Source organism: Eikenella halliae (genome assembly GCF_001648475.1).
Taxonomy (GTDB): domain Bacteria; phylum Pseudomonadota; class Gammaproteobacteria; order Burkholderiales; family Neisseriaceae; genus Eikenella; species Eikenella halliae.
This window is the reverse complement of record NZ_LXSQ01000006.1, coordinates 72,706-94,333: the sequence shown is the minus strand read 5'-3', so window position 1 is coordinate 94,333 and position 21,628 is coordinate 72,706. Positions and strand designations below refer to the sequence as shown.

At 54.6% G+C, this 21,628-nt stretch carries 17 protein-coding genes; all 17 read right to left on the bottom strand.

What is annotated here, in order from left to right:
* Nucleotides 1-84: 84 nt before the first annotated feature.
* Nucleotides 85-564 (bottom strand): OmpH/Skp family outer membrane protein, encoded by a 480-nt coding sequence (locus A7Q00_RS02090; RefSeq protein ID WP_425387487.1) that lies wholly within the window; start codon nt 562-564, stop codon nt 85-87.
* Between the two features lie 32 nt (nt 565-596).
* Entirely contained in the window at nt 597-2,993 is a 2,397-nt protein-coding gene (bamA, locus tag A7Q00_RS02085; protein WP_064088991.1) for an outer membrane protein assembly factor BamA, read from the bottom strand.
* A 3-nt stretch (nt 2,994-2,996) separates the two neighbouring features.
* Entirely contained in the window at nt 2,997-4,340 is a 1,344-nt protein-coding gene (rseP, locus tag A7Q00_RS02080) for an RIP metalloprotease RseP (RefSeq protein ID WP_064089018.1), read from the bottom strand.
* 232 nt (nt 4,341-4,572) lie between these two features.
* Nucleotides 4,573-5,757, bottom strand: a complete 1,185-nt coding sequence (gene ispC / locus A7Q00_RS02075) for a 1-deoxy-D-xylulose-5-phosphate reductoisomerase (protein ID WP_064088990.1) — start codon at nt 5,755-5,757, stop codon at nt 4,573-4,575.
* 425 nt (nt 5,758-6,182) lie between these two features.
* Nucleotides 6,183-6,827 carry a TetR/AcrR family transcriptional regulator gene (locus tag A7Q00_RS02070; protein ID WP_064088989.1) on the bottom strand — a complete coding sequence of 215 codons (645 nt, stop codon included), beginning with the start codon at nt 6,825-6,827 and terminating at the stop codon, nt 6,183-6,185.
* A gap of 107 nt (nt 6,828-6,934) precedes the next feature.
* Nucleotides 6,935-7,960, bottom strand: coding sequence for a UDP-N-acetylmuramate dehydrogenase (gene murB, locus A7Q00_RS02065; RefSeq protein ID WP_064088988.1), 1,026 nt, complete (start codon nt 7,958-7,960; stop codon nt 6,935-6,937).
* Nucleotides 7,953-9,341: an MATE family efflux transporter gene (locus A7Q00_RS02060; RefSeq protein ID WP_064088987.1), complete on the bottom strand. Its 1,389-nt coding sequence runs from the start codon at nt 9,339-9,341 to the stop codon at nt 7,953-7,955. Before A7Q00_RS02060 ends, murB begins: the two co-directional genes overlap by 8 nt.
* Nucleotides 9,342-9,899: 558 nt before the next feature.
* Entirely contained in the window at nt 9,900-13,217 is a 3,318-nt protein-coding gene (locus tag A7Q00_RS12665) for a pilus assembly protein (protein ID WP_082887705.1), read from the bottom strand.
* A 653-nt stretch (nt 13,218-13,870) separates the two neighbouring features.
* Nucleotides 13,871-14,590 (bottom strand): bifunctional 2-polyprenyl-6-hydroxyphenol methylase/3-demethylubiquinol 3-O-methyltransferase UbiG, encoded by a 720-nt coding sequence (ubiG, locus tag A7Q00_RS02050; RefSeq protein ID WP_064088985.1) that lies wholly within the window; start codon nt 14,588-14,590, stop codon nt 13,871-13,873.
* A gap of 132 nt (nt 14,591-14,722) precedes the next feature.
* Nucleotides 14,723-15,076, bottom strand: a complete 354-nt coding sequence (locus A7Q00_RS02045) for a hypothetical protein (RefSeq protein ID WP_064088984.1) — start codon at nt 15,074-15,076, stop codon at nt 14,723-14,725.
* Between the two features lie 52 nt (nt 15,077-15,128).
* A complete protein-coding gene (locus A7Q00_RS02040; RefSeq protein WP_064088983.1) occupies nt 15,129-15,557 on the bottom strand; it encodes a hypothetical protein in 429 nt (142 codons plus the stop codon).
* A 68-nt stretch (nt 15,558-15,625) separates the two neighbouring features.
* A complete protein-coding gene (locus A7Q00_RS02035; protein ID WP_156503693.1) occupies nt 15,626-16,402 on the bottom strand; it encodes a hypothetical protein in 777 nt (258 codons plus the stop codon).
* A 554-nt stretch (nt 16,403-16,956) separates the two neighbouring features.
* Nucleotides 16,957-17,358, bottom strand: a complete 402-nt coding sequence (locus A7Q00_RS02030) for a hypothetical protein (protein ID WP_064088981.1) — start codon at nt 17,356-17,358, stop codon at nt 16,957-16,959.
* A gap of 56 nt (nt 17,359-17,414) precedes the next feature.
* Complete coding sequence (locus A7Q00_RS02025; RefSeq protein ID WP_064088980.1) at nt 17,415-17,810, bottom strand: hypothetical protein; 396 nt, start codon at nt 17,808-17,810, stop codon at nt 17,415-17,417.
* Nucleotides 17,811-17,940: 130 nt separating this feature from the next.
* On the bottom strand, nt 17,941-19,530 hold the full coding sequence (locus tag A7Q00_RS02020) for an ArnT family glycosyltransferase (protein WP_064089017.1): 1,590 nt from the start codon (nt 19,528-19,530) through the stop codon (nt 17,941-17,943).
* Nucleotides 19,531-19,711: 181 nt separating this feature from the next.
* The gene (locus A7Q00_RS02015) at nt 19,712-20,518 is read right to left on the bottom strand and encodes a DNA ligase (RefSeq protein WP_064088979.1); all 807 of its coding nucleotides are present in this window, start codon (nt 20,516-20,518) and stop codon (nt 19,712-19,714) included.
* Between the two features lie 146 nt (nt 20,519-20,664).
* Entirely contained in the window at nt 20,665-21,276 is a 612-nt protein-coding gene (locus A7Q00_RS02010) for a hypothetical protein (protein WP_064088978.1), read from the bottom strand.
* Nucleotides 21,277-21,628: the final 352 nt, after the last annotated feature.

Below are 21,628 nucleotides of genomic sequence, written 5' to 3'. Positions count from 1 at the left end.
CGCTTTCAGGTAGCCTTTAGGGCGGATTGATGCGTTTCCGATAGGGCCGATGCAGTATCGGAAGGCAGCCAACCCGTCGTCGGCCTATTGGTTGTTGAGGGCGCGGATAACTTGGTCGGTAATGTCGAATTTGCTGTTTACGTAGATAACGTCTTGGATAATCAAGTCATAGCCGTCGCGCTGAGCCAGCTCGGTAATCACGCGGTTGGCATTTTGCTGCAGGGCGGCAAACTCTTCGTTGCGGCGCAGGTTGTACTCTTCGGTAAGCTGTGCGGCTTGGCGGCGCAAATCCCCATCCAGGGCAATCAGCTGCTGCTCGATGCGGCGGCGTTCGGTGGGGCTCAGGCGGCCTTGGTCGAGCCGGGCTTTCAAGGTAATGCCTTGATCGCGCAGCCGTTGCAAGGCCTGTTGGCGAGTGCCGAATTCGTTTTGCAGGGTGGTTTGGATGCGCTGTGCCTGAACGGACTGCTGATACACGCGCTCGGTATCGATGAATCCCAGCTTTTGTACGCTGTCGGCAACAGCATACGATGCGAGCAGCACCGCAGCGGCTGCTGCTGCCATACGGGGAAGATTAAGCTTCATTATCTGCTTTCTTAGAAAGTCGTACCCAATTGGAATTGGAAACGTTGGATTTGGTCGTTATCCCGCTGCCGCATCGGGTGGGCAAAACTGAATTTCATCGGGCCCAACGGGGAAATCCAAGTCAGCGCCGCGCCTACGGAATAGCGCAGTTCGTTGCTGAAAGAAGAACGGTGGTCTTTGCTGTAGTAGCCGTTGGTGCCGTAGGGGTTGCTAGCACTGTATGCTCCGGTATTGTAGGTTTTGCCATCCCACACGCTACCGGCATCGGCGAACACGCTCAAGCGCACGGAACGCTGGTCTTTTACGCCGGGGAAGGGGAAGAGCAGCTCGGCAGAAGCATAGGCTTTGTAAGTACCGCCGTAGTTTACGGTATTACGGGTATTGCCATAAATTTCATATACCTTCGGACCCAAAGAACCGTTTTCGTAACCGCGCACGGAGCCTAGGCCGCCGCCGTAGAAGTTGTTGAAGAAGGGTACGGAGGATGTGCCGCCGTAGGAACCAGCATAACCCACTTCCCCACCCAGCATCAGAGTGAAGCTCTTGCTTAAGGGGAAGAACCAGCGTTGGTCGTGGGTGAGGATGTAGTATTTCAAACTGCCGCCGGGCAGGCCGAGATCGGCGTTGACGCTGGTGGTGTAGCCGCGGGTCGGCCACAGGGCATCGTCGGTTTTGTTGCGACCCCAGCCGATATTGCCTTTAACAATCCAGTTTTTCTCGCCGTGTTCTTGGATGAACTGGCGGTAGCGATAGGGCTGGTAGGTTTCGTCACCGTGCAGCTTCACGGTGAGGTGTTCTACGCCGAGACCGAAGTTTATGCGGTCATATTCGGTAATCGGCACACCCATGCGCGCACCGAGACCGATACGGGTGGTTTCGTAGTTGTTGGAACTGGTGCTGGAGCTGGATTTATAGGGCATGTAGCCGCGATAGTAGATATCGTAGCCTAGGCTCACGCCGTCGGGGGTGAAGTAGGGGTCGGTAAACGACAGGGACGCGGTATTTTGGGTTTTGCCGCGCGCAATGCGGAAGTTGGCAGATTTGCCCGTACCGAACAGGTTGTCTTGCGCCACGCCTGCAGAAAGTACCAAACCGGTATCTTGTACCCAACCGGCAGCCACTTCTACCGAACCGGTAGAGCGCTCTTTCACGGATACATCCACATCCACTTGGTCGGGCGTATCGGGCAGCGGGCGGGTTTCCACTTTCACATCATCGAAATAGCCCAAGAGCTGGATGCGGTCTTTGGAGCGGTTGAGCTTGGCCGAATCGTAGGGCGCCGCTTCGGTTTGGCGCATTTCGCGGCGGATAACGGCATCACGGGTTTTGTTGTTGCCGGAAATGTGGATTTGGTTCACATAGTATTTGCGGCCGGGATTCACTGTTAAAACGAAATCCACGGTGTGGTTGGCCTGGTCAGGCTGCGGTTGCACGCCTACTTGAGCCAGTGCGTAGCCGGCCTGACCCATACGGTCTTGGATGGCCTGCAGGCTTTCTACCATCTGCGAGCGGTTGTAGCGGCGGCCTTCACGCATTTTCAGCAGGGCTTCCAATTCTTCGCGCGGCACTTCGCGGGTGTCGCCTTCGATGCGCACTTTGCCCCAGCGGTAGCGTTCGCCTTCGTGTACTTTAATCCACAGCGTCTGCTCTGTGCGGTCGGCGTTGTAGCGCACATCGGCATCCTGCACTCGGCCTTCGAAGAAGCCTTCGTTTTGGTAGAAATCGGTGATGGCTTGCAGGTCTTGGCGGAATTTTTCGTCGGAGAAACGATCGTCTTTGGAGAGCCAGCTCAACATGCCGTGGCGATCCATCTGCATTTGGTGGCGCAAGGTGCGGTTGGAGAAATGCTGGTTGCCTTCAAAGTCGATTTCTTTGATGTGGGTGGTAGGACCTTCATCGATTTTCAGCGTAATGTCCACGCGGTTACGCGAGAGGCGGGAAATCTCGGGGGTAATGGTGGCGGAGAGCTTGCCTTGGTTGGCATACTCCTGCTGCAGGCCGGCCACGGCTTGGTTGAGGATTGCTTGGTTGAATGGCTGCGATTGACCCAGGCCGAAGCTGTCAAGATTTTTCTTGATGGCGTCGCTGGGCAGGGTTTTGCCGCCGGTAACGGTAACCGTGTTGATGATGGGGCGCTCCACCACGGTCAGCAACACTTGGTTGCCCATGGTTTCTACGCGCACATCGTCGAACAAGCCGGTGGCATAGAGGTTTTTGATGATTTGTTCGCCTTCGCCATCGGTGAAAGTCCCGCCCACTTTAACCGGCAAGTAGCCCAATACGGTGGAAGGGTCGGTACGCTGCAGGCCCTCGATGCGGATATCTTGGATGGTAAACGGAGCGGCGGCCAGCGCCCAAGAAGACAATCCGGCTGCAAACAAAGAGAAGGTAAGTTTGTTCAGTTTCATGCTTTATCCCAGTAAGCGGGTGATATCGTTGAAAAAAGCCAGCAGCATCAGCATCAGCATCAGGGAGAGGCCGAGGCGTAGTCCCCACAGTTGCACATTGGCGCTAACGGGCTTGCCGCGAATCCATTCGGCGGCATAATACATTAAATGGCCGCCATCTAAAACAGGAATCGGCAGCAAATTCAAAATCCCCAGGCTGATGCTCACCACGGCGAGGAATTCCAAATAATCCTGAATGCCGGCGGAGGCGGTTTTGCCGGCGTAGCTGGCGATGGTGATCGGGCCGGAAATGTGGCTTACGGAAGCCTGGCCGGTGAGCAGGCGGGCAAACAGGCGGCCGGTGAGCGCGGTGTAGGAAGACACGCGCTGCATGCCCATTTCGGCTGCGCCCAGCCAGGTGGGCTGGTAGCGGTAGGTTGAGCGAGCCATCCATTGTTGGTCGACTTCGGCTTCAAAACCGGCATAGCCGTAGCGTTCGCCGTTGCGGTCTTCACGGCTGTCGGGGCGCAAGGCTACCTGAAGCGGTTTGCCGCCGCGCAAAATATCGATAGTCAGTTTGTCTTGCGGGTGTTGGCGGATGGTGGTGGTTAAATCCGGCCAAGTGTGCACGATTTGCCCGTTCACGGCTACGACGCGGTCGCCTTTGCGCAAACCGGCGCGCTCGGCGGGGGAGCTAGGCTGGATAGAGGCGAGCGTGGTGTTCAGGCGCAGGGCGGTGATGCCGAACCAGCCGCCGCGTTTGGCCACGGCTTCCGCTTCCGGCGTGCCGGCGGCATCGATGGTGCGCGTGGTTTGGCTGCCGTTGGCCTCGTGCACGGCTACCTGAACCTTACCGGCTTCCAAATTCAGGATGATTTCCGATTGTGCGTCGCCCCAAGTGAGCACCTGCTTGCCGTTTACGGCGGTGATGGTGTCGCCCGGCTGGAAGCCTACTTTGGCGGCCAATGTGTCGGGCATCACCATGCCCACCATCGGGCGCACTTCCTGCGCGCCGAAATAGCCGAAGGAGAAGGTGTAGAGCAGCACGGCCAGCGCGAGGTTGGTGAGCGGGCCGGCGGCCACCACCAGCATGCGTTTGAACGGGTGTTGCTTATCGAAGGCGTAGGGCAGGTCGGCCTCGGCCACGTCGCCTTCGCGGGTGTCGACCATTTTCACATAGCCGCCCAGCGGAATCGGCGCCAGGCACCATTCGATATTGCGCCAGCGTTTGTTGAAAAACGGCTTGCCGAAGCCCACGGAAAAACGCAGCACTTTGATGCCGCACCAGCGCGCCACCAACAAATGCCCCAGCTCGTGCAGGCTAACCAAAATCAGGATGGCAACGATAAACGCGCCGAGTGTGTGCAAAAGAAACAAACAAGAAGCTCCTTGAAGCAGGCGAATCGGATGCAGGCTACCTGAAAAAGGGAGTGCCGTATTTTCAGGTAGCCTCAGCCGCCAATCGGCTGCAGGAAGAAAAACGTAATTGTAATGGAAACAGAGGTTCCCGACAAAGCCTGCGCCAATAGCGAAGGCCTGTCATATTGGCTTGGCTTGCCGCATTATTCATGCGGCTTGCTGCCTGGCATGAAAAAGATGTTCAGCGATTCGCCACTTGCTGCACAAACGCTTCTGCGGCGCGTCGGGCAGCGGCATCCAAATCCAGCAGGCCTTCCAGGCTGTGGTGGCTACCTGAAAAATCCTGCTCCAGGCAATGCCGTACCGTGTGTGCGATGTCGGTAAAGCGGATGCGGCCGGCCAGAAAGGCGGCCACGGCGATTTCGTTGGCGGCATTGAGCACGCAGGGCACGCTGCCGCCGGCCTGCATGGCCTGATAGGCCAGTTCCAGGCAGGGGAAACGGCGGTAGTCGGGCGTTTCAAAGGTGAGCGCGGAGAGGGCGGCAAAATCCAGCGGCGGCACGCCGGAGGCGATGCGTTCGGGCAGGCCGAGGCAGTAGGCGATGGGCGTGCGCATATCGGGCGTGCCCATTTGCGCCAGCACCGAGCCGTCGGCATAGCGCACCATGCTGTGCACCACGCTTTGCGGGTGGATAACGGTTTCCAGTTTGTCCGGCGGGCAGTTGAACAGCCAGTGTGCTTCAATCAGCTCCAGGCCTTTGTTCATCATGGTGGCGCTGTCCACCGAAATTTTGCGCCCCATCTGCCAGTTGGGGTGTTTTACCGCCTGTTCGGGCGTGATGGCGGGGAAGTCGGCCAAGTCGGTATGCAGGAAGGGGCCGCCGGAAGCGGTGAGGATGATGGATTGCACGCCGTTATGTTTCAGGTAGCCTTTTTCCGGCGGCAATACTTGATAGATAGCGTTGTGTTCGCTGTCTACCGGCAGGATGCGGGCGCCGGATTGGGCGGCGGTTTGCATGAAGAGGCTACCTGAAACCACCAGCGTTTCTTTGTTGGCCAGGTAGAGGGTTTTGCCGGCGCGGGCGGCGGCCAGTGTGGGCGGCAGGCCGGCGGCGCCGACGATGGCGGCCATCACGCCGTCGGTTTCCGGCGCGGCGGCAATGTCGCACAAAGCTTGTTCGCCGTGCAGCACTTCGGTTTGGCAGCCGGCGGCAGCCAGGTGCGTACGCAGTTCGGCGGCTTGCGCTTCGTTGGCGGTTACGGCGTATTGCGGGCGGAAGGCAAAGCATTGTTCGGCCAGCTTGGCGGTTTGGCTGTGGCCGCTGAGGGCGAAGATGCGGAAGCGTTCGGGGTGGCGGGCAACCACGTCGAGCGTGCTGGTGCCGATGCTGCCGGTGCTGCCGAGGATGGTGAGGGATTGGGTCATGGTTGGTGTGTTTCAGGTAGCTTTTTTTTGCTTATATAGTGAATTAACAAAAACCAGTACAGCGTTGGCTCGCCTTGCCGTAACGTGTGTACTGTCTGCGGCTCGCCGCCTTGTCCTGATTTTTGTTAATCCACTATAGTGATTCATTTTAAACCGGCATGGCGTTGGCTTGTTGCCTGATTCTGCCTAAATTTAGGTCACGGTATCACGGTATTATGGAAGGGTAGGGAGGCTGATTTATTTTTCAGGTAGCCTTCAATGCGGGCTGCAGGCTACCTGAAAATGTTGGGGGAAACAAGCCGGGTTTTGCAAAGGCCTTGGTTTGGTTTGCCGGGCATGGCAGCCGTAGGGAAATGCCGCTAAGTCGCCTGCAATATTCAACGGCAGCGGAAAGGCGGTTTCCGGCTGCCGTTTGGTTTGCTGCTTCAGGAGCGATATTGCGCCATCAGTTCGCAGTAGTTTGGGTAGTGCTCTTTGCTCACAAAGCCGCGTATCAGGCTCATGGTTTGGTAGATGCCGCGCCGTTTGGCGTTTTCGTCCCAACAGCCGATGTGCTGGGAGTTGTCGAAGTCGAGCCAGTATTTGGTGAGCAGCCATACGTTCAGGCTGAGCTCGCGCAGGGCTTCGTCTTCGGCTTCGATGATGCCTTTGTCGCGCAGTTCGATGAAGATTTTCACCAAAAGCGGGGAGATTTTCTCATGGGAGAATTCGTTGTGTTCGCCCAAAAGCTGCTTGCTGCGGGCGAGCAGGGTGTTTACGTCGCTGAATAGGAAGCGGTATTCCCACAGGATGTCGTACACGCCCTGTAGGTATTCGCCCATTTTGGCCATGCTGCCGGGCAGCTCGGTTTGGCGGATGTAGTCGAGCAGTTTGTTGCTGTATCGAAGGAACAGCTGAACGATGATTTCGTCTTTATTACGAAAATGATAGTAGAGGTTGCCCGGGCTGATGCGGAGGCGTTGGGAGATGTGGTTGGTGCTGATGTTGCGCTCACCCTCTTCGTTGAACAGTTGGAGGCTGATGTCGATGATTCGGTTGTAGGTGTTGGGTTTGCCGGGCTTCCTGGGCATGGTGATCTCCTTTGGCTGAAACACAAATTCTGCCTGCGCGAGAGGCTACCTGAAAATCTTTTGGCGGGGTAATACGGGCATTTTAATGCATTATTGATTGTGCTGTCTCACTCCACCCATACCGGCTCGGGCTCGAGCTGCACGCCGAAGCGTTGGTAAACGCTGTTTTGAACGTGTTCGGACAAACGGCGTACGTCTTGGGCACTGGCGCCGCCGAGATTAATCAGCACCAGGGCTTGTTTTTGGTGTACGGCGGCATGGCCTTCGCGGTGGCCTTTGAGGCCGCATTGGTCGATAAGCCATCCGGCGGCGAGTTTGGCCTGGCCGCCCGGCTGGGGGTATACCGGCAGGGCGGGGTGCTGCTGTTTCAGCGCGGCGGCCTGTTCGGCGGAAACGATGGGGTTTTTATAGAAGCTGCCGCAGCTGCCGGTTTCGGCGGGGTCGGGCAGCTTGCGGCGGCGGATGCGGCACACGGCTTCAGTCACGATGGCGGCGGTGAGCGGCGCGCCTTGAGCCAGGGCTTCGGCTTCGGTTTGCACATCGCCGTAGTGCAGCTTGGGTTTGAATTCGCTATCCAGCACGAACGTTACTGCCGTAATCACGAAGCGGCCGCCGGATTGTTTGAACACGCTGTCGCGGTAGGCAAAACGGCAGTCGGCACGGCTGAACGATACCGGCTTGCCGCTGTCTAAATCCCAGGCGTGCACGGTTTCGATACAGCTTTCGGCTTCCACGCCGTAGGCGCCGATATTCTGCACCGGCGCGGCGCCCACTGTGCCGGGAATCAGGCTGAGGTTTTCCAGACCACTCAAGCCCAACGCGATGGTGTGCTGTACGAAATCGTGCCAGTTTTCGCCGGCCTGCGCGGTGATGCGCATTTTGCCGCCACCGGCCGGCTCTGGCGTGGAAATGCCTTTATTGGCCATGCGTACCACCAGCCCGTCGTAGTCCTTCATCAGCAGGATATTGCTGCCGCCACCCAGCCACAGGGTGCGCTCGCGGCGGTATTCGGGCAGTTGGAAAATTTCAGGTAGCCTTTCGGCTGTGTCCAAGGTGTAGAGCGCGGCAGTACGGGCGGGGAGACCGAAGGTGTTCAGCGCGGTTAAATCGGCATCGTATTGCAGTTTATTCATCGTCTTCATGTTCCAACATTTCTTGGCTGACTGTTGCCAAACACCACAAGAGGGCAACAGCGGCACAACCCAGCGACAGCACCAACGCCGCCCAGAAGCCGTAAATCCCCATGCTCGTACCGAAGGCCAGCAGGCAGCCCAATCCGAGACCGACCACCCAGAAGGCGATGCCGTGAATCACCATCGGCAGCTTGGTTACCTTATAGCCGCGCAAGGCGTAGGAGGCGATACATTGGATGGCGTCGGCCAATTGGAAGGCGGCGGCAAACAGCAGGATGGTGGCGCCGATACCGATAACGGCCTGGTCATCGGTGTAAACGCGCATAATCGGGTAGCGGAACAGCAGGGTGAGTACTGCGGTAACGATAGCCAGGGTTGAGCCGCAGGCCAAGGCCACGCCGGAGGCATAACGCGCTTGGAAATAGCGGTCGGCACCGATGGCATAGCCCACGCGCACGGTAACTGCCGCGCCGATGCCTTGCGGAATCACATAAATCAGGCTGGTGATGCTGTTTACTACTTGCTGTGCGGCCACGTGATCTTCAGCATTTCCCGGCAGTTGGGCAATCAGCATCATCATCACGGTGAACAGGCTCACTTCGAGGAAGAAAGACAAACCGATCGGGACACCCAGCTTGGTGATTTGGCGGAAGATTTTGGCGCTGGGTTTGGAGAAGCGGGCGAACAGGCCGAAGCGTTGGAAATATTTCTGTTTGGCAATATAAGCCCACAGCGCGGCAGCGTTAAACCAAAACACCAAAGTGCTGGCCAGGCCGCAGCCCGCACCGCCCAAGGTCGGCATGCCCAAATCGCCATACACAAAAATATGGTTGAGCGGGATGTTTAAAAACAGGCTGATCCAGCTCATCCACATAATCGGTTTGGGCTTGCCCAGGCTGGAAGCAAAGGCGTGTAGTGCACGATGAATCATGGCAGCCGGCATAGAAAGGGCAATCAGACCCACATACAGGGCAAATTGCCGTTTCACTTCGGCATCCAAGTCGAGAAAACCGTTGATGGGCTGAATCATCAGCCACAGTAGAATCATGCCCACAATGCCCAGCATCAGGCCATACCATATGCCCTGACGGCCCAGCTCGCCCACTTTCTCGGTTTCGCCCGCGCCGTGCTCTTGGGAAATCATCGGATTGAGCGCAGTCATCACGCCGAGGAAGGTCAGATAAACCGTAACAAATGCACTACTGCCCAAGGCTACCGCAGCCAAATCGGTTTTGCCTGCACCGCCAGCCATCACTGTATCCACGAAGCCCAGCCCTACCTGCGCAATCTGCGCCAGTAGCATGGGTACTGCCAAAGCACCCAATTTTGAGGCTTCTTTGCGAAAAACAGCGGGAGAATAACGGTTTAGGTCGAGCAGCATAATTAAAAGCAAGAGTGGAACATAAGTGCGATTTTAGCATAAACGCAACATAAGTTGTAGTAACGCAACACTTGCTGCCTGGGTTTTATGAATATATTTCGCAATAGTAAGCTTGATTTCTTGGGGAAAATATTTTCTTTCCTGTGTTGCGGATTTTGCCAGGTAGAATCCGCACGGATGCTGTTTTTAGATTAGAGTAGACAAATAGGCAAAAAATTATGCTGGCCGGGTTTCGATAAAAAGCTATGAAACGGTTTTCATCACATGGGGCTGCTTCGTATTCCTTCATTTTATTTTGGTGTCTTGAAATTGTAACTCAATGCTCTTTTGCTACTGTTGGCAGATAAGTTTGTATTCCTTCGTTAAGCCATTCTTCAACCCCTTACTGATATAGTTCAGAATATTTATTTTTATACGAAATTGGTTTGCCCGGTTATCCGGATGTATCGTTGTTTTTTGTTAATTGTTTTTTGTTGATTGTTTTGTGTTGATCGTAATTTGGTCTGCGATAAAAAAAGCCGCCTGAATAATTCAGGCGGCTTTGCAACCACAATAGTTTTAGAAAATTTCGCGCCAAGAGATACGGCGGATTGATGAGGACTCTGGTAGGTAAACCTCGTGGAGGTTTGGATTACCTTGATTATCTTTTGTTAAGAGTAACAATTTACCATCAGTTGTTCTGAGCAAGATAGGTGCACCAACTGCATTCAGCTGTTTGCGATATGATGAACCAGTAAAATTGTTATCAAAAAAGCCTCTCAAACCAGAACCGGAAGTTGCTTCAAACGGGTAAGTATAGCCAGAAGATTGAACTGTTCGGCAAGACAAAACTGGGTTGCTTCCATCAATAAAAGTATTGGCAATCAAATACTTGCCTCTTTCCAGATAGGGGTTGTAAATTACTTGCTCATATTCAACTTTACCATTGATAGTTGGTCGTGTTAAGTCTAGATACCAACCTGATTTGGTATTCCAATCGACTTTCATGTTGCTTAATTGATCTTGTTTACCACCGTCATGTACCACTTGTCTTTGCATTCGGCTACGATCGACTTGGGGGGTGGTAGTCCCAGGAACCATGCTAAAAGCTAACGCTGTTTTGTCGCGAATACCATAGATACTTTGTTGGCCTGTAGCATAAGTGGTTTTCCCACCCAAATAGCCCTCTTTACGCATCCCAGTACCAAAATTCAGAATCACGTCGCCAGAAGTACCATTCTGTTCCATACGGGTTACGATAATTTTGGTGGAAATTGGTTGGATAGCGGGTGCAGTAAACAGCTTCTGTGGTTGACTAGTCCAATCATTACTATTGGAGGACAGAAGGTTAAAGCGCCATACATTGCCCAATATATCACCAGCATAAGCATAATCGTAGATGTTATCCCCATCTAAATCTATTGGGGTGACATAAGCAATACCGTTAGGAGAGGCTGGTGTGCCTACCTCTCCCGTGCTGATAAATTTGAAAGAGGGTCTGCCGGTGTTTTGGTCGATGGACATTACATAAATACCAGCTGGACCATTTGAGGCGGTACAGTTACCATTAGCGGCATCAGTAGTAGAGCACCATCCATTACCAAATACAGCACCCCAGTTTCCATCATGGAAGCGACCGAATACAGGTGTGCCATAGGTGTTACCTAGATTGTTCCATATTCCGCCAGAGGAGCGTGACCATTCGCCGATTATATTAGATACGTTAAAAGAGTCTGGGTTGGTAACATCCAAAGCATAGATAGTATCGCCGCCAGCACCTAAACCGCCCATAACCCAAGTGTGCCATGAACCTCCATAGAACACATCTCCAGTACCTACAGGGGCATCGTTATAGTAGTTGTGGGCATATTGAGGACTGAAGAAATCCAAGCCTGCATCAGTTTTATGATGGATTCGTGACAATACGGCACCAGGCATATAGGCAAAAACTTCTTGCCCATCGTTAGTTCCTGTCTGGAACTGTCCAGTTGCATTGTAATTGCCACTACGGAAACCGTGTAGGAAGCCGTCATTCGAACCCGTATACACAACGTTGGTGCGTGTACGGTTCAAATTGGCAAAGGTGGCGTACGGTTGCCCATTATTTTCTGGCATTATTGCCCCAGGATTACGCAAATCACGCCAACGGCGACCAGATAGCAATCCCTTATTAGATGGATATCCAACCCATACTGGGCTTGAGTTAATAATATCGCCCAAAACCATTCCATTTTTACGGGGACGGAACATACCGTTACCGTTTTGATCAACTTCTCTACTCTGATCCCCTTTTAAGTAGGCCACCCGTGCACTACCGATAGTGTCAGTTTCACCTGGAGATTTCAAGGCATTTTTTTGTGAAGGATTTAAGTTATCCCATTCTAAGGCTATGCCTGTACCATTCCACGTGAAGAATTTACGAACGGTTTGTTTATTGACAATTTGTTTGCCTTTTCTTTCACACGGTCCGCCAGCTAGAACGCAAGCTGCATCCCAATTTGCAGTGGGCTGTACTGTATAAGTGCCGTCAGGTTTGCGGAGGATATTTTGTGCTGTCAGGCTACCAGTCCATAATTCTTTATTATAAAAAGATAGGTATACTTGTGACTCAGATGCGATTTTTGCATCCGGGAGGTTTACTTCGGCCGAACCTTCGGAGAAGTTTGCGGGAGTAGCTTTAAAACAGGTAACCTCATGGTTGTTGGTTGAACCACCAGTCGCTCCCATAAACCCAAAACGGAATGATTTAGGCAAATATCCGTTTTCTTTAACGATGTCATAATTCATCAATACTGGTTGATACTCGCCAGCATTATAACTATACCAAACGCTAGCCTTACCATCTGCTGTAATGCGGATTCGATACAACATCGGGACAGCGTTGCTTCTCAATTTAGCCGCAGTTGTGGCCAGAGGATTGGGCAGTGTTTTATGGGCAATGTATTTATAGCCATAAATTTTGTACCGAGGATCGGTAGCCGTCGTACTCAACTCAACCATCTGCCCTCTTGCGTTAGGAACCTGCACTTTACCTGAGGTACATATGTTGGTCATACGGCGGAATAAAGGAGTATTCCATTGCCCCCAATTACTTCTATCAGTCCAGTCTCTACGCCAGCGGTCTTTAATGCTTTGGGGTACGGCTCCCCACCCCATTCTGGAATATACGTCTTGCAAGAAGCGATCAGGGTTCGACATGTAGTTATAATTAATTGAACCTGCTCCCCGAATCCCAATGGTATTCGGGCGAAATCCCACGCCAGTACTGGAGTTGTCACCCGGATTGACAAAGTTACCCCATTCGTCAATGCCAATGCCCAAATAGGCACCATCGATACCGCTGAACACAGGGTTGTCACGGGCGCATGTGTAGCCCAAGGAACCACCAGAAGCACCCAAGGTAGCAGGCTTAGCACCATCTACCAAGAAGAAAGTCATACCATCGGCCCCTGTGCCGCCCCATGTATAAGTGGTAAAAGTAATTTCCACACCCTCGTTGGTATCGAAGGTAAAGTCTGATACGATGCCGCCAACCATTTGCTGTTCAGTCGGTGTAAGACGAAGCGCACCATTGCCAGCTGTATCATGCGTACTTCGACATCTAGGAGGGGAACCAGCCCTAGTTGCAGTAGGAACTGTCGTACCTGAGCCTGCCGTTAAGCAGGCGTTATTGATAATTGCCCGAGGGTGTGCTGCAGAATAGGAGTTAAGTAAGCCATCGCTTGGCAGCGGCATTAGCCAGTTGTTCCTTGTTGTGCCACCAGTAAAGTCTTCGGAAATCACCAAGCTGTGAGCAAGTGGCATATGAGCAGCCACTAAGGTCGCCAGCACGGCCTGGTATATCGGATTAACTTTATGCCCCATTTTTTGTACCCGCGTTATATGTTGTTTTTTCATTTCTAGTGCTCCCTAGAAGGTATATCCTCAAAAAATAAAACATATAGCCCAATTATAGCCGGGTCTCAGTTAAATCTAGGCTATACGTAATTAACAGTTGTTTGGTTATTACTTACCTACTATATAGTAATAAGACAAGCAATCCACATGCCAGATATTAAAACTTAATAATAGGTTGCTTACAGGCACACCATATTATTAGAAGTAATTCTACCATTTAATCATGCATGTAACAAGAACTATATTTTTAACAAGGTTTTAGATGGATGCCTTTGTAGAGAATAGCCTTTATTGATTGTTAAGATTGGTTAACCTGCTTCTTACGGATTGTGGAGGTTAACACCGTTGTTTACACTTTTTAGCTTTTGCTTTGAAGACCTGATTTAGTAACTATCCGACATTGTCAAGAATGTCGATAGGCACGAGGAATCTGCACTGTTCTTAATAAAGATGGATAGATGCTTAAAAATTATTTAAGGGGAAGCAAAAACCGTCCGCTGTGGAAAAGTGTAAACAACGCAGCAATTTCCTACACATACAAACATTGCTTGTTGTTTGCCGGAAAGGGCAGGAAGGATGGGAGACAGGCTACCTGAAAACCGCTTTTCAGCTTTCAGGTAGCCTAATTATTTGATTGCCTTGTGTCCTGGTGTTCAAGCTGTAATGATCAGACGGCAGGCGATCATGTAGTTGACGTCTGTTCGTTGGCAGAGACGGTAGCGGCGGGTGAGGGGGTTGTAGGTGAGGCCGCTGGTGGTGGTGATGTTCAGCCCGGCTTGTCGGCAGAGGCGGGCGAGGTCGGCGGGGTTGATGAAGCGCTGCCAGTCGTGGGTGCCTTTGGCTACGAGGCCGAGCAGGTATTCGGCGGCGATGATGGCTTGGGCGTAGGATTTGGCGGTGCGGCTAAGGGTAGAGAAAAAGAGGCTGCCGCCGGGCTTGACCAGCTTGGCGCAGGCGGAGATGACGGAGGCGGGGTCGGGCACGTGTTCGAGCATTTCCATGCAGGTAACCACGTCGTAGGCGGCCGGCTGTTCGGCGACAAGCGCTTCCACACTGATGCAGCGATAGTGCAGGTTGGCCAGGCCTTGTTGTTCGGCGTGGGCTTGGGCTACCTGAAGGGATTTTTCGGCCATGTCGATGCCGGTGGCCTGTGCGGCTTCGCGGGCGAGGGCTTCGCTGAGGATGCCGCCGCCGCAGCCTACGTCGAGCACGTTTTTGCCGGCTAGACCGCCGCTGTGTTCGCGGATGAAGCCCAGCCGCAGGGGGTTGATTTCATGCAGAGATTTGAATTCGCCATCGGGATTCCACCATTGGGCGGCTAGGCGGCTAAATTTGTCGATCTCGGCGGCATCAACATTGGGGGTTTGGGGCATGGCTTTCTCCGGTGATGGGAGTGATGGGAGGGGTTTGCTTGGGTAATATATGCCTACTTTGCAGGCTGAGGCAATGGGCTTCAGGCAGCCTTGCATGGCGGGCATGGAGGCTACCTGAAAAGCGGCAAGGGTTTAGCGGTTGCCGTTGTTGTAGCGTTGCAGGCTGCGCTGCACGGGGGTTTTGATGGAGGCGCAGTATTGTTCTTGGCTTTTGCCTTCGGTTTGGCTGTTGAGGAAGGCGCGGGCTTCGGTTTCGGGCACGATGCTTTCGCAGTTGTTTTGTTCGAACTGCTTCATGGCGGCGAAGAAGGCGTTTTTGTAACGTTCGTCTTGGGCGGCAGCGGGCTCGCAGGTGGAGGCGTGGATGGTGATTTGGAGGCCGTCTTTCAGGTAGCCCAGGCATTGCTGCTTGGTGGCTTGGGCGGGTGCGGCTTGGGCGAAGGCGGGGATGAGGGTGGCGAAGAGAGCTAGGGTACGGATTTTCATTTGATTTTCCTTATGTGGTTGGGTGGGAGAGAGGCTACCTGAAAACTGCTTTTCAGTTTTCGGGCGGCCTGCGGTTTACTTTGGGATCGGAAATGATGCCATGGCGCATGAACTGGCGTACATTGTTTCGGTTGGCGGCGCAGTGGCGGGCGGGATTGGCGGCGTAGGGGGCGGTAATTTGTGCGCGGAGGGCGGCGGCCTCCCGCGCGGTAATCACGAGGTGGCAACTGGCGATGGGTTCTTCTGTGGCGACGCGGCGGGCAAATTCGAAAAACGGCTGCCGTTGCTGTTCGTCGCGCACGCAGTAGTCGGCATATACGGCTACTTCCAGCGCCGATGTCAGGCTTTCGATGCATTGCTGTCTGCTTGATTGGGCGGCTGCTTGGCGGGATAGCTCCGGGGCTGTGGTTTGTGGGGCGGATGTGCTGCAGGCGCTGAGGGCGGCGAGAATGAGGGCGCTGGCCGGGGTTCGGTATGACACGGCGATTCTTTCTAAACTCGGTGGAGGCTACCTGAAAACTGCGTTTGGGTTTTCAGGTAGCCTGTGGGTTATTTGACGTTGCGGTAGCGGTGGGCAATGCCCGGTAGTTCGTCTTTAACGGCGGGGCAGAACAGGCGGCTGGTTTGACCCAGGCGGTTGAGTTCGAGATTGAGGGCGGCCTGGGCTTCGTCTTCGCCGACGATATCTAGGCAGTTGTCGCGCTCGAATTGGGCTTGGGTATTTTTGAAGGCGGCTTGGTAGCGCTCGGCGGTGGCGGCGTCGGGGCGGCAGTCTTGGGCGAAGGCGGAGAGGTTGTTGCCATCGACAACGTAGCGCAAGCATTGGGCTTTGGCTGCGGAATGTTCGGCAGTTTGGGCGTTGTTTTGCGGGCTGTGGTCTTGCTGCGTGCTGTTATCCTGCGGCTCGGGTTGGGGCTGCGGGCGCGCTTGGGTGTGTACGCGGGGCGGTTGGGCAGGCGGCTCGTTGCCTGGTTGGCGGTTTGAGCGGTTGCTCCGGGTTTGGGGCTGGGCGGCGTTATGCCTGGTATCCTGCTGTTGACGGGCATTTGTGCGGCTGTTGCCGGGTTTGGTTTCCTGCTGCTGGCGCGAGTGTGTACGGCCGTTGGCGGGCTTGTTGTCTTGGTCTCTGTTTTGGCTGTTACGGCCGCGCTGGGGTTTGTTGTCTTGCTGTTTGGAAGATGAGTTCCTGCCGGAGGAGGCGCGCTCTTGTGGCTTGCTCTGCGCGGGTTTGGATTGGGATGCGCGGCCGGATGAGGGTCTGGCAGGGGCGGCGATGGCGAGTGCGGGCAGGATGGCGGCGAGGACGGCTAGGGTTTTGAGTTTCATGGGGTCTCCTTGGGTTTGTTCCTTCAGACGGCCTTTGCTTGACGGGCTGTATTGGTTTCCTGTTGTTTGAATTGCGGTGCGAAGGCTACCTGAAAGCGTGGATTTGGGCAACGGGTGTGCTAAGCCGGCCGGCTGCGGAAATCTTTTGGTTTGGCTGAGGCTTTGCGGGAATTCGGCTTCCTTCATGCGGGTATTCTGTGCCTAATTTTATAGTGGATCGAAATAAGAATGGGACAAGGCGGCGAGCCGCAGATGGTACGAGCAGTACAGAGGGGCCAACACAGTAGCACTCTTATTTTTTAATCTATAGTGAATTAACAAAAACCAGTACAGCGTTGCCTCGTCTTGCCTTACTATCTGTACTGTCTACGGCTCTCCGCCTTGTCCTGATTTTTGTTAATTCACTATATTTTTTAATCTACCAATATGATAGTTTTGCCGGATGTGGCTTCTTATAGCGGCATATATGCGGTGAGTGGTTTTATTGCAGTTGGATATTGAGGGAAGGCTACCTGAAAAATTTCAGGTAGCCTTTATTGTGCGACAGGTACGGTTTATTTGGCACCGTCTGCATCGCCGAATTGTGCTTCTGCTTTGTCAACAGTGGGCTTGATGGCGGCGCAGTATTGCTCGTTGCTGAGGTTTCTGCCGCCCAAGCGGTTGATTTCGGCCATCATGGCGTTGCGGACATCGGCTTCGCTCAATATGTTCTGGCAGCCGTTGTTGTGGAAAAGGGAGCTGGCGTTGCCAACTTCAGGGGCTTGTTCGGCTTCTTCCCGGCTGTTGCCTTTGCATGTTACGTTGTAGGTAATCATGTGAGCACGTGCGGTGGCGATGTTTAGGCACATGGTTTTTTGCGACTGCTGGGGGCGGCGGTTTGTCCGGCCCTGAGGTGCGGCCAGGGCAAGGGTAGGCAGGATGGCAGCGGTGAGGAAGGCTAAAGTATGGGGTTTCATGGTGTTTTCCTTATGTTGGGAGGGTTGTTAGAAATCTCAAACAGCTTTGATGATGTTTATCGGATGCGGTATTGCGGTGCATAGTATTCGGCGGCAGTTTTCAGTTCAGGGCACATCTCTTGTGGAAATTCCTTGATGGTTTCAACGGCAGTCTCGATTGGAAATGCAATGATGGTTCGATCGTCTTCGGAGATAAGCTGATTGCATTGCTGCTCTCGAGAGCGGCGGTCAGCAATGTCGGCAAGTGCGTTGTAGTGAGCAGCAGTGTTTCGGTTGAGACCGCAGTACCGTGCATAGAAAGACATGGAAAGGGCAGCACGGATATGATTGCCGCACTGCCGTTTGAGAGTTTGCTCGGCAGACGGTGTGGTTTGCGGCTTGGATTGGGGTTCGGCAGGAACAGGAGAGGATAGAAGAATAAGGGATAGTAGTGCGGCAGCTTTGGATTTCATAAATTACCTTATTATATTGTGATTTAGGAAAAGATATAGGATTGTTGGCCGATAGCCGATGAGAAACATCCAATTATAACGGCAGTCTCCTGAAAACATAACCTCCCCTTTCGGGCAGCCTATGCCAGGGTTACCGCTGCCACAACACAAACGCCTCGTGTTTTTCGCGCGGGCGGTTGGCGCTGGCGAGTTCGGCGGCATCGGGCACGGCTTCATGGCGCAGGGTGGCGACGAAGCGGCAGTTTTCGCCTAGTGGGTAGCGGCTGTATTCCTGCCAGGCGTGGCGTACCACGGGGTGCTGTGCGGAAACGCAGGCATCGGCCGGCAGTTCGGCTTCCAGCCGCCGCACCACGGGGCGGTAGCTTTTGGCTGCGTCCAGCCAGGGCAGGAACAGGGTGAGGATGAGCGACCAGCACAGCGTGAGCCCGGCTGCCCAGTTGGTTACCGCCTGCCGGCCGCGCACGTATTTGCGCGTAATCGCCAAGAGCCACACCGGCGTGAACAATACGGCCACGATAACCGGGAAATAATCGATATCCCGTTGATAATACGGGCTGAAATAAGCCGCGCGCTCGGCCAGCTTGGCCGGCCAGCCGAAGTTCATGGCGAAAAAGCCGAGCCACACAAACAGCGCCAGCGAGCCGAACGTCATGATGCCGAACCAGTTGAAAAACGCCGCCGCGCCGCGCCGCAGCTGGTCGGCCTGTGCTGCTGCCGCCAACACTAAAGGCGGCAACAGCAGCATTAAATTGTCTTCCATGTGCTGCGGCGAGGCGGCCAGCACGAGGCCGAACACAGCCAGCCAAATCAGGCACAGGCTGTTCCAGCCCTGGCGCGGCAGGCGGCGCTGGCGGTAGAGCGTCCACAAGGCCAACGGCCAGGCCGGGAAGGCAAACCACAGCAGGTTTTTCAGATAATAAGCGGCGGAAAAACCGAAATCCAAGCGGGCGAAGCCGCCGAACGGCGCGAGCGCGTGATACCGCCACCATTGCAGGAAGGCCTCGTGCGACAAACCATTGAGCACCAGCGGCCACACAAACAGCAAAGGCAGCGTCAGCCCTGCCGCCGCCAGAAGCGTGAGCCAGAAGCGCTTGTTGTGCCAATGCGAATCCAGCAGCAACAGCGCCGTGGTGAGCATCACGCCCGACAGCGGCAGCAGGCTACCTGAAAGCGACAACACCGTCCAACCCAGGAGCGTGAGCACAATCGCCTTCACCGTTTTCTGCCGCGCCATCGCCAGCGCGTAGAAACTCAGGCTCAGGCCGCACAGGGTAACGATTTGCCCGCCGATGAAGTGGCTCATCATCAGCAGGCCCGGGCAGCCGATCAGCACCAGCACCGCCGTGCGCCCGTTGCGCCGCCCCAAAAGCATCCGCCCCGCGCCGCCCATGGCCGCAAGCGACACCGCCGCAAGTAAGGCGTTCACCATGCGCACCGCCTCATATGGCGGCAAATGGCCGAACAGTTTCAAAAACAGCAGGGAAAGCCACATATACAGCGGCGGCACATCCCAAAACAGCGTCCCGCCATCCTGCGGCAGCCACCACTGCCCGCCCTCCGCCGCCTGCCGGATAACTGCATACACCAAGGGTTCGTCTTGCCATAAATCGTGCGCGAACACGCCCGGCCACAGCCAGACAAAAGCCAGCAGCAGCAAGAGCCAGGGCCGCTCGTAGGTGGGCGGGGCGGGGCGTTGCTCGGGCGGAACGTAGGTTAGCATGGGATGTTTGGCAGGAAATTCAAATTGGGCGCTATTGTATAGCAAATGCGGGGCGGGGGTGGATAGGCGGGAGGCTACCTGAAAACGGGCGGCCGCGAAGTAAGCATATGACAGGGCAGGATGGTGCTGTGCCGCCGTTTGGCGTGGCTGTGTTTACCGGCTTTCAGGTAGCCTGCCGGGTTCAGTTGGCGCGGCGCAGGTAGGTGGCGAAGCGGGGAGTGCCTTTGGCGGTGAAACCGCGGTATTTGTAGGTGATGCGGCTGCCGATTGGCGGCGGGTTGCGGCGGTCGGCGTCTTTGAAACCGGAGCCGATGCGGAATTCGCCGGTTTCGTTGCGGCAGGACACGGCGCCGAGCAGGCCGGCGTTGCGGCCTTTGCCTTCGTGGTGGGCGGTAACGGTGCATTCCGCGTCGTGTGCGCTTTTGAGCTTGAGCAGGTTGTCGCTGCGGCCGCCTTGGTAGGGGATATTGGGGTTACGCAGCATCACGCCTTCGCCGCCTTGGGCTTCGATTTGGCGCAGGAATTGTTGGGCATGGGCGGCATCGCGCACGGGGGTTTGCGGGATGACGGTGATTTTGGCCTGTGGGTGGGCGGCGAGGTGGCGCTGCACGAGGGCGAGGCGCTGATACAGGTTGCCCGGGGCTTGCGGCGCATCGAAAACGTGCAGCTTGATGCCGCTCCAATCGCCGTTGGCGCTGCGGACGGCGGCGGAAATCTGCTCGAATGCGCCGCGCCGGCTGTAGAGCTCGCCGTCGAGCGGGTAGGGCGGGAAATCGCGGGTGAAACCGGCAGGCGGGGAGAAGGGGTGGCCTTGGCGGCTGATGAGTTTGTGCCCGTCCCAATAGGCGCGTACGCCGTCGAGTTTTTCGCTCATCGCCCAGCCGGCAATGTTCTGGCCGCTGTATTCTTTGGCCAGGATAAGGTTGGGCGCGGCGTGCAGGGCAGGGGCGAGCAGGAGGGTGGCGAGAACGGGGAAGAATGGTTTCATAGCAGATTTTGTTTGGACGGGGTGGTGGAGGCTACCTGAAAGCCATTGGTTTGGGTAGGCAGAAAGCGGTTTTACGGTTTTCAGGTAGCCTGAAGGGAGTATGCGGCAGAAAATGCCTACTGCCTTGCGTGGCCGGAGCGGGGTTTTCAGGGTGCAGGCTGCTTTTGGGCGGCCTGCTGCCATGCGGTTATCTGCTCGATAAAACCTTGTTTTTCGGCTTCGTCAGCAAAAATGCTGTGTGGCAGAACGATAAACGCGCTGCCGAAAATCAAGAGAATATCGCCCTTTACGGTTTGCACGCTGTCTAAAGTTGTCCAGCCGAACCATGATTCGTGTTGTTGCGGATAAATTTGGCGGCAGCCTGCGCTGTCGGCGGTGAAGCGGCTTTCGTGCAGCAGGTAGCTGTGGCGGTAGATATATTTCAGGATTCGGCGGTTGAATATGCTGCTGATGACGTAGATCAGGAGAAAGCCGACTGCGACGATATTCGCCGCTGTTGTGTTGGCATGTATGATAGAGCCGAGCGTACCTTCGTCTAAATAGCATTCTTCCAGCAGGGCGGACAGTTGGGTTTGGTTGCGGAACAGCAGAAAAGACATCGCCAATATAATAATGATAAGCGGCAGATAAAAGCACGGCAGCGGCGAATATTTGCGCGGCGCGGTTTTGCAGAAATACCTCATCTGGGCATAAGCGCCTTTCAGGTATTCCTCCGGCGTGGGCGGCACGGTGTAGCTGTATGTCAGGGTTTCGGGCATGGGTTGCTTTGTTGGCTGAATAATAAATTTAAATTTGCCGACGGCAAGGCAAATCTGATGTAATCATAGCCGAAATCAGGAATAAAACAAATAGATAGGGCAGCTTGCAAAGGCTGGCGAATGACAAAGGGCGGGAAACGGAGAGAGTTATTGGTTTTAAGAGCCGGAAGCAATAAACCCTTACTGTTGCTCAGTAAGGGTTTATTTGAAATCTGGCACGCCCACGGGGATTCTGGTTTTAATATAAAAACAACAAATTAAAATACATCTGTTGCATGAAAAAACGGCGTAGAACCAATCTATTAGCAATAATCAGAAAAAATAATAAACAAAAACACAAAAACAACTTGCG

Excerpts from the sequence above, each read along its gene's own strand:
- bamA (WP_064088991.1), bottom strand. The coding sequence starts at position 2,993 with ATGAAACTGAACAAACTTACCTTCTCTTTGTTTGCAGCCGGATTGTCT.
- A7Q00_RS02015 (WP_064088979.1), bottom strand. The coding sequence starts at position 20,518 with ATGAAACCATTCTTCCCCGTTCTCGCCACCCTCCTGCTCGCCCCTGCC.
- A7Q00_RS02025 (WP_064088980.1), bottom strand. The coding sequence starts at position 17,810 with ATGAAATCCAAAGCTGCCGCACTACTATCCCTTATTCTTCTATCCTCT.
- A7Q00_RS02020 (WP_064089017.1), bottom strand. The coding sequence starts at position 19,530 with ATGCTAACCTACGTTCCGCCCGAGCAACGCCCCGCCCCGCCCACCTAC.
- A7Q00_RS02030 (WP_064088981.1), bottom strand. The coding sequence starts at position 17,358 with ATGAAACCCCATACTTTAGCCTTCCTCACCGCTGCCATCCTGCCTACC.
- A7Q00_RS12665 (WP_082887705.1), bottom strand. The coding sequence starts at position 13,217 with ATGAAAAAACAACATATAACGCGGGTACAAAAAATGGGGCATAAAGTT.
- A7Q00_RS02090 (WP_425387487.1), bottom strand. The coding sequence starts at position 564 with ATGGCAGCAGCAGCCGCTGCGGTGCTGCTCGCATCGTATGCTGTTGCC.
- A7Q00_RS02070 (WP_064088989.1), bottom strand. The coding sequence starts at position 6,827 with ATGCCCAGGAAGCCCGGCAAACCCAACACCTACAACCGAATCATCGAC.
- murB (WP_064088988.1), bottom strand. The coding sequence starts at position 7,960 with ATGAATAAACTGCAATACGATGCCGATTTAACCGCGCTGAACACCTTC.
- A7Q00_RS02045 (WP_064088984.1), bottom strand. The coding sequence starts at position 15,076 with ATGAAAATCCGTACCCTAGCTCTCTTCGCCACCCTCATCCCCGCCTTC.
- ubiG (WP_064088985.1), bottom strand. The coding sequence starts at position 14,590 with ATGCCCCAAACCCCCAATGTTGATGCCGCCGAGATCGACAAATTTAGC.
- A7Q00_RS02060 (WP_064088987.1), bottom strand. The coding sequence starts at position 9,341 with ATGCTGCTCGACCTAAACCGTTATTCTCCCGCTGTTTTTCGCAAAGAA.
- A7Q00_RS02010 (WP_064088978.1), bottom strand. The coding sequence starts at position 21,276 with ATGCCCGAAACCCTGACATACAGCTACACCGTGCCGCCCACGCCGGAG.
- A7Q00_RS02035 (WP_156503693.1), bottom strand. The coding sequence starts at position 16,402 with ATGAAACTCAAAACCCTAGCCGTCCTCGCCGCCATCCTGCCCGCACTC.
- ispC (WP_064088990.1), bottom strand. The coding sequence starts at position 5,757 with ATGACCCAATCCCTCACCATCCTCGGCAGCACCGGCAGCATCGGCACC.